The organism is Paraflavitalea sp. CAU 1676 (assembly GCF_029223285.1).
Taxonomy (GTDB): domain Bacteria; phylum Bacteroidota; class Bacteroidia; order Chitinophagales; family Chitinophagaceae; genus Paraflavitalea.
On the sequence record NZ_JARHUJ010000009.1, the window covers coordinates 442,082 to 455,863 of the forward strand.

Annotated in this window: 14 protein-coding genes; 10 read left to right on the forward strand and 4 right to left on the reverse strand. The window is 50.7% G+C overall.

Annotation, left to right across the window (positions count from 1 at the left end):
- The first annotated feature begins 16 nt into the window (after positions 1 to 16).
- The 5 genes from P2H89_RS28775 to P2H89_RS28795 all read left to right on the forward strand — a co-directional run bounded on the left by P2H89_RS28775 (position 17) and on the right by P2H89_RS28795 (position 3,711).
- Positions 17 to 328 (forward strand): NAD(P) transhydrogenase subunit alpha, encoded by a 312-nt coding sequence (locus P2H89_RS28775; RefSeq protein WP_275833695.1) that lies wholly within the window; start codon positions 17 to 19, stop codon positions 326 to 328.
- Positions 329 to 388: 60 nt separating this feature from the next.
- A complete protein-coding gene (locus tag P2H89_RS28780; protein WP_275833697.1) occupies positions 389 to 1,915 on the forward strand; it encodes an NAD(P)(+) transhydrogenase (Re/Si-specific) subunit beta in 1,527 nt (508 codons plus the stop codon).
- 34 nt (positions 1,916 to 1,949) lie between these two features.
- Positions 1,950 to 2,489 carry a hypothetical protein gene (locus P2H89_RS28785; protein ID WP_275833699.1) on the forward strand — a complete coding sequence of 180 codons (540 nt, stop codon included), beginning with the start codon at positions 1,950 to 1,952 and terminating at the stop codon, positions 2,487 to 2,489.
- 83 nt (positions 2,490 to 2,572) lie between these two features.
- Positions 2,573 to 3,085: a hypothetical protein gene (locus tag P2H89_RS28790; RefSeq protein WP_275833701.1), complete on the forward strand. Its 513-nt coding sequence runs from the start codon at positions 2,573 to 2,575 to the stop codon at positions 3,083 to 3,085.
- 110 nt (positions 3,086 to 3,195) lie between these two features.
- Complete coding sequence (locus tag P2H89_RS28795) at positions 3,196 to 3,711, forward strand: hypothetical protein (RefSeq protein WP_275833703.1); 516 nt, start codon at positions 3,196 to 3,198, stop codon at positions 3,709 to 3,711.
- Here the strand turns inward: P2H89_RS28795 and P2H89_RS28800 are convergent.
- The gene (locus P2H89_RS28800; RefSeq protein WP_275833705.1) at positions 3,704 to 4,732 is read right to left on the reverse strand and encodes a S41 family peptidase; all 1,029 of its coding nucleotides are present in this window, start codon (positions 4,730 to 4,732) and stop codon (positions 3,704 to 3,706) included. The two genes, P2H89_RS28795 and P2H89_RS28800, sit on opposite strands and share 8 nt — an antisense overlap.
- Before the next feature lie 132 nt (positions 4,733 to 4,864).
- On the opposite strand from P2H89_RS28800, the gene P2H89_RS28805 reads away from it, so the two are divergent.
- Positions 4,865 to 6,301: an RNA methyltransferase gene (locus tag P2H89_RS28805; protein WP_275833707.1), complete on the forward strand. Its 1,437-nt coding sequence runs from the start codon at positions 4,865 to 4,867 to the stop codon at positions 6,299 to 6,301.
- 39 nt (positions 6,302 to 6,340) lie between these two features.
- A complete protein-coding gene (locus tag P2H89_RS28810; protein WP_275833709.1) occupies positions 6,341 to 7,501 on the forward strand; it encodes a LysM peptidoglycan-binding domain-containing protein in 1,161 nt (386 codons plus the stop codon).
- A 73-nt stretch (positions 7,502 to 7,574) separates the two neighbouring features.
- Here P2H89_RS28810 and P2H89_RS28815 read toward each other — a convergent pair whose 3' ends face one another.
- Together P2H89_RS28815 and P2H89_RS28820 are read right to left on the reverse strand one after the other, a co-directional pair.
- On the reverse strand, positions 7,575 to 8,564 hold the full coding sequence (locus P2H89_RS28815) for a methionyl-tRNA formyltransferase (protein ID WP_275833711.1): 990 nt from the start codon (positions 8,562 to 8,564) through the stop codon (positions 7,575 to 7,577).
- A 10-nt stretch (positions 8,565 to 8,574) separates the two neighbouring features.
- Positions 8,575 to 9,897 carry a DUF1343 domain-containing protein gene (locus tag P2H89_RS28820; protein ID WP_275833713.1) on the reverse strand — a complete coding sequence of 441 codons (1,323 nt, stop codon included), beginning with the start codon at positions 9,895 to 9,897 and terminating at the stop codon, positions 8,575 to 8,577.
- A 179-nt stretch (positions 9,898 to 10,076) separates the two neighbouring features.
- On the opposite strand from P2H89_RS28820, the gene P2H89_RS28825 reads away from it, so the two are divergent.
- Positions 10,077 to 10,529, forward strand: a complete 453-nt coding sequence (locus P2H89_RS28825) for a peptidylprolyl isomerase (RefSeq protein WP_275833715.1) — start codon at positions 10,077 to 10,079, stop codon at positions 10,527 to 10,529.
- Between the two features lie 90 nt (positions 10,530 to 10,619).
- Positions 10,620 to 11,225 carry a hypothetical protein gene (locus tag P2H89_RS28830; RefSeq protein ID WP_275833717.1) on the forward strand — a complete coding sequence of 202 codons (606 nt, stop codon included), beginning with the start codon at positions 10,620 to 10,622 and terminating at the stop codon, positions 11,223 to 11,225.
- A gap of 337 nt (positions 11,226 to 11,562) precedes the next feature.
- Here the strand turns inward: P2H89_RS28830 and P2H89_RS28835 are convergent, their stop codons facing one another.
- Complete coding sequence (locus P2H89_RS28835; protein ID WP_275833718.1) at positions 11,563 to 12,429, reverse strand: CPBP family intramembrane glutamic endopeptidase; 867 nt, start codon at positions 12,427 to 12,429, stop codon at positions 11,563 to 11,565.
- Between the two features lie 30 nt (positions 12,430 to 12,459).
- Between P2H89_RS28835 and pepT the strand changes: the two genes are divergently transcribed.
- Positions 12,460 to 13,707, forward strand: a complete 1,248-nt coding sequence (pepT, locus tag P2H89_RS28840; RefSeq protein ID WP_275833720.1) for a peptidase T — start codon at positions 12,460 to 12,462, stop codon at positions 13,705 to 13,707.
- Positions 13,708 to 13,782: the final 75 nt, after the last annotated feature.

Here is a 13,782-nt window from a genome sequence, read left to right on the forward strand (position 1 = left end):
ACAGAAATCAACAGCTATGGAAGCAGTATTGAAATGGTTGTCCGATAGTCAACAGATCATATACATCGTGATCCTGATGATCTTCGTAGGAATAGAAGTGATCGGTAGGGTGCCCAGCGTATTGCACACGCCGCTCATGAGTGGCGCCAATGCGATACATGGCGTGGTGATCATCGGCGCCATCATTGTAATGGGCAAAGCCGAAGGCGATAACTATCCGGCACTCATCCTCGGATTCCTGGCCGTGGTATTGGGCACGCTCAATGTGGTGGGGGGCTTTGTGGTGACCGACAGGATGCTGGAGATGTTCAAGTCGAAAAAAAAGTAAAGCGCCGGTGTTGCTGACAACAGGGCGCAACAATCAATGGCATTAACGAATTAACGGATTATGGAATTCAGTATACTCACGCTCATCTATCTTATCGGATCGGTCACCTTTATCATCGGACTTAAGATGTTGTCGCACCCAGCCACTGCACGTAAAGGCAACTGGATAGCCGCGGCCGGGATGACGCTCGCTATACTCGGTACCATCTTCCTTTATCGGGATGATGAGACCGGCGCGAAGTTGCATAATTACGGATGGATCTTTGGCGGCCTCCTTATCGGCGCCATTGTAGGCACCCTGGCCGCAAAGAAGGTGAAGATGACCGCCATGCCCGAAATGGTGAGCCTTTTCAACGGAATGGGTGGCGCCTGCGCGGCCCTCATCTCACTCATCGAGTTTAGCCATTATGCAGGAGAAGGGTTTAAAAATTCCATCACGGAAGCCTATGAATCCGGCGACCAGATCGACAATGCTGTACTGGAGCTGGGCGTACAATCGGGCGTACTCATTACCATCTTTGCCGGGCTGATCATTGGCTCTGTGTCGTTTGCCGGTAGTATGATCGCCTGGGGCAAGCTCAATGGAAAAATCAAGGACTTCGCCTTCAAAGGGCAGCACATCGTAAACCAGGTGATCCTGGTAGCAATAGTCGGCTTATCAATCTTTCTGATCTATAAGATCAGGATGAGTGTGGGGCCTGTCGACGATGCACCAACGACACCATTGAACATAGCATTCATCACCACGATGTTCTATACCGTATTGGCACTTTCGTTGTTGTACGGTATCTTATTCGTAATGCCCATTGGCGGGGCCGATATGCCGGTGGTGATCTCCCTGCTCAATTCGTTTACCGGTGTGGCCGCAGCTTGTGGCGGCTTCCTGTACGATAATAAGGTAATGCTTACCGGTGGTATCCTCGTAGGTGCGGCCGGTACCCTGCTCACGATATTGATGTGTAAGGCAATGAACCGGTCGTTGCTCAATGTACTGATCGGCTCCTTTGGTGGTGGCAACACCGGTGGGGGAGGAGGAGGTGGCTCGAAGGAACAAGGCGCCTACAAAGAAATATCCCTCAGCGATACAGCCGTCATCATGAGCTATGCGCACAAAGTAATGATCGTGCCGGGTTATGGACTGGCGGTGGCGCAGGCACAGCATGCCTGTCACGAACTGGAGAAGCTGCTCGAAAGCAAAGGTGTGACTGTAAAATATGCCATCCATCCCGTGGCGGGCCGTATGCCGGGACACATGAACGTATTGCTGGCAGAAGCGGATGTGAGCTACGAAAAACTGCAGGAGATGGAGCAGGCCAATGAAGAGTTTGCCACTACAGATGTTGTACTCGTACTGGGTGCCAACGATGTAGTGAACCCTGCTGCCAAAACCGATCCCGCGTCACCCATTTACGGAATGCCGATCCTCGATGTGGAACTGGCGAAAAATGTGATCGTCAACAAGCGCAGTATGAAGCCCGGTTATGCCGGTATTGAAAATGATCTCTTCTTCCAGCCCAAAACCTCGATGCTCTTTGGCGATGCCAAGAAGGTATTGCAGGACCTGATCGCGGAGATCAAGAATTTATAGGAAAGAACACCTCCCATAAAGCCACCATCGTAATTTGAACAATAAACCTTACAAGACGCCTGTCTGGAACATACTAGCTATCATAGCAATTAAAATTGTTTTTACCATTTGGTGGGGTTATTCCGTTATTGACCTCTGGTCAAATGACAGCGGTGGGGATTACAACGAAGAAGAGTTTTACCAACTATTCCTCAAATGGCAATTAATAAGTCTGGCTACAATAATCTTCCTTTTGGCAGCAGAGGCATTCGCTTATTGGAGGATCCGGTTTAGGGAAATAAAGAGACCTTTGGCACATATCCACATTGCATCATTATTTCTGGTTCTTGTGCTGATACCAGTCATAGGGACATTATTGACCATAGGCAACGCAAGGTTTGGCGTGTACGAACCTGATGATGCGGCCGTCGAGTTCGCCAGGTACAAACAGTTCATCATGTGGGGAAGCCTAATCATTGGCCACATATGCTTTGTAGTTGTATTGATAACGGCCCGGAAAACGCGAAGCAAACCGATAGATGTACCCCTTTCGGAAAAAGCCGAGATCCTCAGCGACTATTCGGAATCAATATAGCAGAAGGGGAAATAAATGCTTTAACACTTGTTTTGTTCCGGAAATGCGTATTTTTCTACCAAGACCTAAACCCAATAATCCCTTTGACTAAAAAAGCCTACACTCCTCCCATCTGGTGGTTAAGCATCATCCTGGCGTTTGAGATACTATCCACTGTAGCTTTGTTTCTCTCCCTTCAGTCAATTTGGAAAAGTGCTTCTGGCGAATTGGGTGACTATTACCAGCGGATCGTTGTATCGCAGTTAATGACTGTTGCTGGTATGTTGCTACTGATGGCAGGTGAGCTCTTTGTGTATTGTCGCTACCGGTATCATATTCGAAAAAAGCAGCTGGCGCTAATACATGTGGTGGGAATATTCATTGCGCTCGTTTTCATACCGATACTTTATTCTGTGTCCATGCCTTTTGTCGACGTAAATGTTGATGTTAAATCCACTTTGAATACGATTAAACAGATCGTTGCCTGGTCGATCCTGTTGATTGCGCATGCATTGTTTGTAACTGTATGGATCGATGCGCATAAAAACTGGAAGATGGCTGCCAGGCCCACTACCAACGAAAACGCCGACATCCTCAACGACTACGCCGAACAGTAATGGCCCCATTATTCATAAGCTTGAGGATTTTAGGTCAATATTAACTCTCCGGGCAAGGTCACTTGGCTTGAAAATGGCTATTTTTCTAGTCCATTAATCCCCTTCATCCAATGCGCAAAAAGCGAGGTCCATCCGATGGTCTGGCCATTCCGCCAACGCATTTCCTTGACCTGCAATTGGTGCTCATGATCTTTCTCATCCTCACCCAATTCGTGACGATGATCATAAACGATCGGTATGCAACCGTGACCAATCGGCCCGTTTATTTAGCGAGTAGGGAATACATTAGAGAGAACGGTTATCTGCTGGCTGCGATCCTTATCGTATTGTTCGTGGAGTGTCTCGTGTGGAGGTATCTAAAATATACACAACGTATTCAATGGTTCTTCTGGGGATATTATTTACCCTTGCTAATCATCCTGGTGGTACTGCCGGCGCTGGCCTTATGCCGTGGTACGTATTACTGCTTCCTGCAAAAAGAGCATATCGTATGGTTCTTCGCAGCCATCGGATTGTCGCACATCTCTTTTATTGCAGCGCTCAATGAAGCGTATGTGAATAAATACCCTGGCGCAACCGGGCATGATCTCGGCATCCTCGAAGGAATCTTCGACCTGTTTACTTAGTCTTCCGCAACCACTTCACCGCCGCCTGTATCTTTTTATCTTTGCTGTGATTAAAGTAATCGTCTCCGCCCACTACTTTGATGCCTGGCACCACATCATACACATAAGCCTTGCCATTCCGGTCGCGCACATACTCCATCGCCAGCACCATCGCATTGCCCTTGCCAGGCAGGTAGCGGCCATCGTTCGAGGTTACATACCCGCCGGTGGGTTCGCCAATCACGACCGACCTGGGCCTGCCCGTAAAGGCCACCGCCATCATTTCTCCCGCACTGGCCGTAACCGGGCCAACGATCAACGCCACCGGCAACTTCGATAAGTCACCGCAACCCCTTTCTGCTTTCAGCGGGATAGAGTCGTACCATTCCACCGCCCCCTGCTTCACCATCGAGGCACCCGTTACTTTACCCGAAGCATCCACCCCCTCACTGTACAGTCCAGCGCCCAGCACATTAGCCACCCCAGCCACCATCGGAAACAAATTGCCCCCAGCATTTAAGCGTAAATCAATGATGACACCCCTGGTGCCGGTGTGTGTATACCTGCACAACGAATCCTGGATGCGCTGCGCAAAAGCCCGCGCCTCGGTGGCCGATTGACCACCAAAGAAAGGAATGGAGATATAAGTAAACTGCTTATCCACCACACCGGCATAGATCCGCGGACCCTTGCTGGCTGCGAGTTTGATATTGGCGGTAAGCCTCGTGGTATCGAATGCCAATGCGGGATCAGGATTTTTGTATTGCTGACCGCCCAGTAGCAAAAAGCCATGCCGGTCGCCCAGTTGGTTGAAGGCATAACGCACCGCCGGAAAAACATCATCATACGTACGCGCATTCCGCGTAATCATGCCTACTGAATCGCGCACCTGAAGCCAGTTTACCTTGCTGCTGAAGACCGATTGTTTTTGCATCAGCGTAAGTGCACTATCCACAAATAAACGAACACTATCAGGTACCTGGGCAAGCGACACCTGACCCAAAAACAGAATCGCCACCAGGGCAGAGAGCATGTTACGCATCGGGGTGATTTAAGCGTCAAAAATAGGGAAATGCTCATCCCGTACAACTACATAAAGATGGGATGAGCCGGGCCTTGCACCGGCTACCAGAATTGCGGATTCAACCGTACATTTGCCGATTAAAATCAAGCATTGAACTTACCACCGGCATTACTGGAATCGCTCGAAGGCGTGAAGGGGTACAACCGTACCAGTTTTGAAGCCGTGCACCAATCGGGCAAACAGGTAACTTCCATTCGCCTCAATCCATTGCGTGTGGCAGCTGTCGACGCCGAAGCCGGGGCCACAGACAATGAAGAACTTCCCGCCGCACTTCGGCTGTTGTTGAAAGATACCGCCATTACGGCATCATCCATACCCTGGACGACCAGCGGCTATTATCTCTCTGAACGACCTTCCTTTACCTTCGACCCCGCCCTGCACGGCGGTGCCTACTATGTACAGGAAGCCAGCAGCATGTTCCTGGAACAGGCCCTGAAGCAAACCACCGATCTGCGTAAAGATATCCGGGTACTTGATCTCTGTGCCGCGCCCGGAGGAAAATCGTCCCTGTTGCAATCGCTCATTACACCCGGTAGCCTGCTCATCAGTAATGATGTCATCAAATCGCGCGCAGCGATACTTGAAGAGAACCTCACCAAATGGGGCGCCGCCAACACCATCGTCACCAACAACGACCCCGCGCATTTTGCCCGGCTCGAGAACTTTTTCGATGTGCTGGTGATCGATGCACCCTGCAGTGGCAGCGGCTTGTTCCGCCGCGATGAGGAGGCCATAAAGGAATGGAGCGAACACAATGTGGCACTTTGCAGCCAGCGCCAACGGCGTATCCTCGCCGATAGCTTTGGATGCCTTAAAGAGGGAGGGACATTGATCTATTCCACCTGTTCCTATTCAAAGGAAGAAGACGAAGACATACTCGATTGGCTCATGCAGGAATTTGAACTGGAAAGCCTGCCCCTGCAAACCGATCCTGCCTGGGGAATCGTAGAAACCACCAGCAGCGTGTCGCAAGCGACCGGTTACCGCTTCTTTCCCGACCAGGTAAAAGGAGAGGGGCTATTCCTCGCCTGCTTTCGTAAAAAAGAAGGCAGCGGTAATACAGCCAGGCTACCTAAAAAAACGAAATGGCAGAAAGTTTCTAAAACAGAAGCCGCCATCATACAACCCTGGCTCAACCCGCAACAGTCTATACAATTGTGGAAGCAGGGTGATATGATCATCGCCTTGCCCGCATCGCTCGAAGAAGCTTTGCACATAGCGGCCGAACACCTGTATTTACGCAAAGCCGGTATAATAATTGGGAAGGTTGCAGGAAACAGTCTCGTACCTGATCATGCATTGGCCCTCAGCGAGCTGCTCGCAACCACAACTGTTGCGGTATCGTTAAAAAAGGAAAACGCCCTGCAATATTTAAGGCGCGAAGAAGTTACCATACAAGCAGCACAAACCGGCTGGACCCTCGTAAAATACCAGGGAATTGCATTGGGTTGGATCAAGGTACTCGCCAATCGCATCAATAATTATTATCCTTCCGCCTGGAGGATATTGAAAAGCGGAAACAATTAAAATATGCTGCATCTTTGCACGGTTAAGAAATTCAAGTCTATGTTGAAAATCAAAGTGTTAATTGTTCTCTTTGTCCTCACAGCCGGTATGGCGGGCGCACAACAGCTCAAAGTACAGGGCGCAACACCTTCCCTGTACCTCACGCACACCGTTGCTGCCAAGGAAAACTGGTATAGCATCGGACGCCTGTACAACGCCAGTCCCAAAGAAATTGCCCCCTTCAACAACAGCAGCATGGATAAGCCACTGTCTATCGGACAGGCGCTGAAAATACCGCTCACCACCAATGTGTCGGTAGATGGTACAAAGGCCGCAGATGAAGTATTTGTGCCGCTGTATTACACCATACAAGACAAAGAGTGGCTCTACCGCATCAGTCAAAACCACAACAAAGTTCCCGTCGCCAACCTCGAAAAATGGAATAATATATCCAATGATCAGGTAAAGCCCGGCATGAATATCATCGTAGGGTATTTAAAAGTAAAACAGGGACAAAGTGCCCTGGCGGCCACTGGCACCAAACAGATCGTGGCCGTAACGGCAGCCCCGCCCGTAGCGAAAACCGAAACTCCGGCCATTACACCGGCAGCGAACACGCCGGCTACCACTACACCGGCCACCACAACGCCCAAAGAAACCAACACGGGGATAGTAAAGGCCGAAGAGCCCAAGTCAACACCGCCGGTAACTACACCCGAGAAGCCGGTTACCACAACCGTTGACAAACCTGTAGAGAAGCCAGCAGAAAAGCCGGTAGAAAAACCGGTTACCACACCAGTCATCAACACATCCACCAATCCGCCAGCTACTACCACACCAACCAGCAATACATCGGCACCGGTGAACAGTTTGCCGGCACCCGGACCTACTACTGCTTCCGGTAGCAACGCCAGCCATAAGGGCGGTTATTTCCGGTCGCAGTTTGCTGAATCGGGCAAAAATTCCACGGGTAATGCAGGCATCTTCCGCAGCACAAGCGGTTGGAAAGATGGAAAATATTATGCGCTGATGAACAACGTGCCTACCGGAACCATCGTGAAGGTGACATTCTCCTCTACCCAAAAAACGGTGTATGCAAAAGTGCTCGGACAGCTGCCCGACATGAAAGAAAGCGTGGGGCTCACCATTCGCCTCAGCGATGCCGCTGCCTCCGAACTGGGCGCCGAAAATGGGAAGTTCTATGTAGATGTAAAATATTAATAGTAGCACTACTGCTGTATAATAAAAAAGCTGCCGGCATCACCGGCAGCTTTTTTATTAGTAGTTACCCCCCCTAAAACCGGTAGCCCCTTAAGAAATCCTCGATCGTCATTCGTTTCTTACCCTCCAGCTGAATATCCAGCACATGGATATAGCCATCGGGACAGGCAAATTTCAGGTAGGTTTTGCCGTTGGTATCGGCCGTGCCGGGAGGTATGGTGGGAGGAGCAATTTCTTTTTTGGAGCGATAGATCTTTAAGGTCTTATCCTGCAGATAGGAATAAGCGCCAGGGTAGGGCGACAGACCGCGGATCAGGTTGTGCACCTCATACACGGTTTTGTTCCAGTCTATCTTCGTGGTCTCGGTAAATATCTTGGGCGCATGCCTGAGTGCGGCGCCGGCTTTTCCTCCATCGACATTGGCAACAGCGCCATTGCCGCCATTGAGGTCACTCACCACTTCATCCTGTGGTTTTTCTGCAATGGTACCCGCCGCCAGGCCTTCAACAGTTTTCACCAGCAGCCTGGCGCCCACTTCTTTCATATAATCGTGTACATCGCCGGCATTGTCGTCTTCACCAATGGGAAAACTGTCTTGCAACAGGATATGACCGGTGTCGATCTCCTGCTGCAATTTGAAGGTCGTAACACCGGTTACCTTTTCGCCATTGATCACGGCCCAGTTGATCGGCGCAGCGCCGCGGTATTGCGGCAACAAAGAGCCGTGCAGGTTAACGGTGCCTTTGGGAGGCATATTCCACACGACCTCGGGCAGCATGCGGAAAGCCACCACGATCTGCAGGTCGGCCTGCAGGGCGCGCAGCTCTTCCAGGAAAGCAGGGTCTTTCAATTTCACGGGCTGCAACAGGTGCAACCCATGCTCTACGGCATATTTCTTTACCGCACTCTCATTCATCTTCATGCCCCGGCCTGCGGGTTTATCGGGTGCCGTCACTACACCCACGATGCGGGCGCCTGCCTTTACCAAAGCATCGAGCGATGCCACGGCAAACTCGGGCGTACCCATAAAAACGATTCGCGTATCTTTTAATAGATCACTCATACAACTTAGATTAATCGGTTTTATAGATCAGGTACTTCTTCCTGATAGCCTTGAAACGGCTCAGTGCCGGCTCCCAGCTTTGGCGGATCTCCGCTTCGGTTTTACCAGCAATTACCTGTTGCATCAACGCATCACCGCCGGCCAGTTTATTGAAGAAGTTGCCTTTGTTCAGGAAGAAAGAATCCTTTTGCGGAAACAGCTTGTAGGCCTCCAGCAAATATTTGATCTGTATCTTATTGTCCACCTGCTGCAAAACCTGTTCCGGCGTACCGCTCAGGTCCCATCCATAACACAGCTTGTCCATCAGTTTCGGTTTGGTGGCTCCCGGCATGCTGCGCGGCGTAAAGCTTGCTAAATGTTGCGGCAAAAGCGGGTGGCCAAATACCTGGAAAGGTTTATCGGTTCCGCGACCTTCGCTCAGCACCGTGCCTTCAAAGAAACAGGTAGACCCGTACCAGTAAATAGATTGAATGGTGGGTAGGTTGGGAGAGGGCTTCACCGGCAACACATATTTACTGCGGTGGGTATAGCCGGCACAGGGAATGATGGTGAGTGAATAGGAACGATCGCTTACAGGCGCCCTTCGTTGCACCATCGCGGCCCTTTCGGGCGAAGCGGGAATATTGATGGGCGCCTTGATCTTTTTGCCCAGCCACTGCTCACCCGCCAGCATATACGCATATTCGCCGATGGTCATGCCATACACGATGGGCACCGGTTGCATACCCACAAACGAACGGAAAGCAGTATCCAGCACCGGACCATCTACATAAAACCCATTGGGGTTGGGCCGGTCGAGCACGATGAGTGGTTTATTGTTCTCCATGGCTGCCTCCATGAACTCCTGCAACGAAGAAATATAAGTATAGAACCGCGTACCTACGTCCTGGATGTCGAACAACAGCACATCGGCATTGGCCAGGTCTTCTTTCGATGGCCGGAGTTTGCTGCCATACAGCGACACCACCGGGATGCCCGTGGCCGCATCCGTATAGTTGCCGATCTTTTCACCCGCATCGGCCGTGCCGCGGAACCCATGTTCGGGACCAAAGATCACCGTAATGTTTACGCCCTTTTTCTTCAGGGCATCTACGATATTCTCCCCACCCAACACTGAAGTGTGGTTAGCAAACACCGCCACCCGTTTTCCCTTCAGCCGGGGCAAGTACAGTTCGGTACGCTCCGCGCCAGGCAGGATATTGTCTGCCGTAACGGCAGTCGGTGCCTGTCTGGTCGCTTGCTCCTGAGCTAGATTTGAGGGCTGCACCAGGGGCCTCCAGGCGGCACAAAAAAGTGCTCCACCCATCAATCCGTACAGAAGAAATTGCTTCATAAAAACCTGATATATATTATGGTATGCCTTAAGTACTTGAATCTCAAAGATAACATCAAAAACTGCCCCTGTCTGAAATTTTTCCCGTTACTTTGTTCGAAGTAACCGGTCTTTGTTCTCGTCGGCAGATTAGCAACAAGGTGGTGACTGCCCAAATAACTTTTTAAAATACATTCATAATGCAACAAGTAAAAGCTGGTGACACCGTAAAAGTACATTACCACGGCCGCCTGACTGACGGAACTACCTTCGACTCTTCAGAAGGCCGCGATCCCCTCGAATTTGAAGTAGGCAGTGGCGCTGTGATCCCAGGATTCGATAATGGTGTTACCGGTATGGCAGTTGGCGAAAAAAGAACCATCAACATCCCAGTAGACCAGGCCTATGGTCCCAAAGACCCCGGTATGCTCGTAGAGTTCCCTAAATCCAACTTTCCTCCCGATATGGTGCCCGAACTCGGCATGCGCCTCAATATGACCAATGGATCCGGACAAGTGATCCCCGTTGTCATCACCGACGTAAAGCCCGAAACCGTAACGCTCGATGCCAACCATCCGCTGGCGGGCGAAGACCTCATTTTTGAGATTGAACTGGTATCCATCGGTGGTGGATCGCGCATTATAATGCCTTGATTTACACTGCAGGAAACTGCAAATTACTATAGTAAAAGCCCGGTATGAACTTACCGGGCTTTTTTATATTTTGGCCTGAAAGATTTACCTATGAAACTCATCTACACCACTATCCTTGCATCCGTATTGTCCGTAAGTGCGCAATTCACACAAGCGCAGGACAATGACTCGACCCTCGCTGCCAGCAATGCCTTAAAAGCTGCAGAAAGCCTTATCAAAGCCAGTTTTTACCAGGATTGGAAATCCTATGCCGACCTCTCCAATCCATCCGCCATCAAGTTCTATGGTGGGCCGCAGCAGTTCAAAGAACACGTTGTGACCATGTACTTCCGTAATGAACCCAAACTGGAAGAAAAGCCCGAAACCCTGCGCATTACCGAACTGCGCAACGACGTAGACCAATGGCAGTCCGTCATTGAAAAAGTGCGCAACACCTTTATCGATGGCAAAAAAGCGATCATCACCTCCTATATCGTGGGACAATCGCTTGATGGAGGAAAAACCTGGAAATTCATCGATGTAAGCCACAATTCGCTCGAAAACCTGGCGTTTATCTTTCCTACCATTTTCACCGACCTCACCATTCCGCTAGGCAAAACCGTGATACCCAGCGAGATCGTAGAGGCCCAACCGGTAGTGGAAGAAGCACCCAAGCCTGCGCCAAAAAAGCGTGTGGCCACCAAACCGAGAAAATAAACGATCTCACATAGTAGTAAGTTAGATGGTCGGGCCGCCAAAAGCGGCCCTTTTTATTTAGCTGAAACCCGCACAATTAGCTGACATTTAATTTGATACAAGGTGGGTATTCACTGGGAATGGCACTGGGGTTTTCGCGTCATCCACGCTAAATTGTAGTAAACTCCTTGATTATAGGCACGTTACAGCTATGCTACCAGCAACGGAAAATAGCAGGGGGTGCACTGGCCAGAGGACTCCAGTGCCATTCTTAGTGGATATCAGTGCGGTTTGCAGGCAATATCCGTACAATATACAGCGGCAAACAGTAGGCTTTCTATTAGCTTAACTACGGCGATTACCACTTCCACCAACGCCGGTACGCCACAAAAAGAATGGCCAGCACCAAAAGACCAGTCGCAACGATAGAGCCCTCGAAGCCGAAAGCACCGCCCGTGAGGAGCAGGTTGTCCTTGCGGTCCATCTGGAACAGGCTTTGTAGGCCCAGGCCGCTCACCTCATATCCCAGGATAGAGCCCTGGAAGAAATTCCAGCTGAAATGAAAGCAGATCGAAAACCAGAGGTTGCGCACAAACACATAGTTCATGCCCAGCAAAACGCCGCCGGCCAGCAGGTTGATGAACGCAACCGGCGTCAGGTTGGCATTGCCCAGGTGCATCAGCATAAAAAGCACCGCTGCCGCGCCAAGGGCTATCCACTTGTTGAAAGAAGAAAGGAGATTATTGAGGATGTAGCCGCGAAAAGCGATCTCTTCGCTGAAGGCCGTCAGTAAGAACAGCAGGAATGCGATAGCCATCGGGCCGGCAGCAAACTGTGTATCCACCCAATCGATATTGCCCGTAGCATACAACAGCAAGGAGCCACCACCCAGCAACACAATGCCCAGTAAAAAGCCGGCAACGGCTTCCCGTTCGTGCCCCTTCCAGGTAAAACCCATGCTGGCGATCGAAGCGCGGTCAACACCACGGCGAAAAACAAGGGCCATCCCGATCACTGCCAGGCAGCTGATCATCTGGATGGTCATGGTAAGCGGGTAAGGATTCTTAACCAGCTCCTGGGCGTTTTCGGGGCCTATCTTCATCACCCACAAAAAGCCTGCACCAGCGCCCACCATGAAGTAGATACCAACATATGCAATAAAAAAAACAAGTGCACGTACCCAGCCGCGGGTAATGTAAGGTTGATCGCGTAAACTAAATGCCATAAAAGTATATCTTGCCAAAAATACAATGGCATGTTCGATAAATACGAATACACCCTACAGGAAAAATTTTTAAGGTACGTGCAGATAGATACGCAGAGTGATCCTCAGTCGAATACCTACCCCTCTACCGAGAAGCAAAAAACGCTCGGGCGCCTGCTGGTGCAGGAGTTGCTGGCTATGGGTCTGTCCGATGCTCACCTCGATGAGTATGGCTACGTATATGCCACCATACCTGCCAATACCGATAAATCCGTGCCGGTCATCTGCTTTTGTGCGCATATGGACACAGCACCCGACTGTTCCGGCACCAATGTAAAACCTATCGTACATACGAACTACAATGGAGGCGAGATCGTGTTGCCCGATGATCCTACGCAGATCATCTCTCCCGCCGATCATCCCTACCTGCGTAAAAAGATTGGAGAAGACATCATCACCGCATCGGGCACTACCTTACTGGGGGCCGATGACAAAGCCGGTGTGGCCGTGATCATGGATATGGCCCATTACCTTACTACACATCCCGGGATCAAACATGGCACCATCAAAATATTGTTCACCCCCGATGAAGAGATCGGCAGGGGAGTGGACCGGGTAGATATTAAGAAGCTGGGGGCTGAATTTGCCTATACCCTCGATGGCGGTGAACGCGGATCGTACGAAGCAGAAACCTTTTCGGCCGATGCCGTTACGATCACCATTCATGGTGTGAGTGCACATCCCGGCTACGCGAAGGGAAAGCTGGTCAATGCCGTCAAGGTAGCAGCTTACTTCCTCGAGCAACTGCCGAAAGATGGCTGGTCGCCCGAAACCACCGAAGACCGCTACGGCTTTGTACATCCGGTACACATGGAAGGCATCACCGAAAAAGCCACCCTGCAGTTCATCATCCGCGACTTCTTCACACACAAGCTGGCTGCTTACGAAAGTGCCCTGCGCGACGAACTCGAGCTGGCGCTGCGTAAATTTCCGGGTGCCCGCGCCGAGTTTGAAGTGAAAGAGCAATACCGCAACATGAAGGAAGTGCTGGAGCAATATCCGCAGGTATCGGAATATGCCAAAGAAGCCATCACACGAGCTGGCGTACCGGTGATAGAGATGAGCGCCCGCGGCGGCACCGATGGATCGCGCTTATCGTTCATGGGCCTGCCCTGTCCAAACCTTTTTACCGGCGAAATGGCCTTTCATGGCAAACATGAATACGTAAGTGTACAGGATATGCAGAAGAGTATGGAAACCATCGTGCACCTGGCCATGATCTGGGAAGAAAAAGCATAAGCCACCTGCTGCGAAACCTTCAGAACGAACGCAACAGACCACCTCAATGCGAAACAATATAGGCCGCTGCCCAAC

Excerpts from the sequence above, each read along its gene's own strand:
- P2H89_RS28835 (WP_275833718.1), bottom strand. The coding sequence starts at position 12,429 with ATGGCATTTAGTTTACGCGATCAACCTTACATTACCCGCGGCTGGGTA.
- pepT (WP_275833720.1), top strand. The coding sequence starts at position 12,460 with ATGTTCGATAAATACGAATACACCCTACAGGAAAAATTTTTAAGGTAC.
- P2H89_RS28815 (WP_275833711.1), bottom strand. The coding sequence starts at position 8,564 with ATGAGTGATCTATTAAAAGATACGCGAATCGTTTTTATGGGTACGCCC.
- P2H89_RS28775 (WP_275833695.1), top strand. The coding sequence starts at position 17 with ATGGAAGCAGTATTGAAATGGTTGTCCGATAGTCAACAGATCATATAC.
- P2H89_RS28780 (WP_275833697.1), top strand. The coding sequence starts at position 389 with ATGGAATTCAGTATACTCACGCTCATCTATCTTATCGGATCGGTCACC.
- P2H89_RS28825 (WP_275833715.1), top strand. The coding sequence starts at position 10,077 with ATGCAACAAGTAAAAGCTGGTGACACCGTAAAAGTACATTACCACGGC.
- P2H89_RS28820 (WP_275833713.1), bottom strand. The coding sequence starts at position 9,897 with ATGAAGCAATTTCTTCTGTACGGATTGATGGGTGGAGCACTTTTTTGT.
- P2H89_RS28810 (WP_275833709.1), top strand. The coding sequence starts at position 6,341 with ATGTTGAAAATCAAAGTGTTAATTGTTCTCTTTGTCCTCACAGCCGGT.
- P2H89_RS28800 (WP_275833705.1), bottom strand. The coding sequence starts at position 4,732 with ATGCGTAACATGCTCTCTGCCCTGGTGGCGATTCTGTTTTTGGGTCAG.
- P2H89_RS28830 (WP_275833717.1), top strand. The coding sequence starts at position 10,620 with ATGAAACTCATCTACACCACTATCCTTGCATCCGTATTGTCCGTAAGT.
- P2H89_RS28795 (WP_275833703.1), top strand. The coding sequence starts at position 3,196 with ATGCGCAAAAAGCGAGGTCCATCCGATGGTCTGGCCATTCCGCCAACG.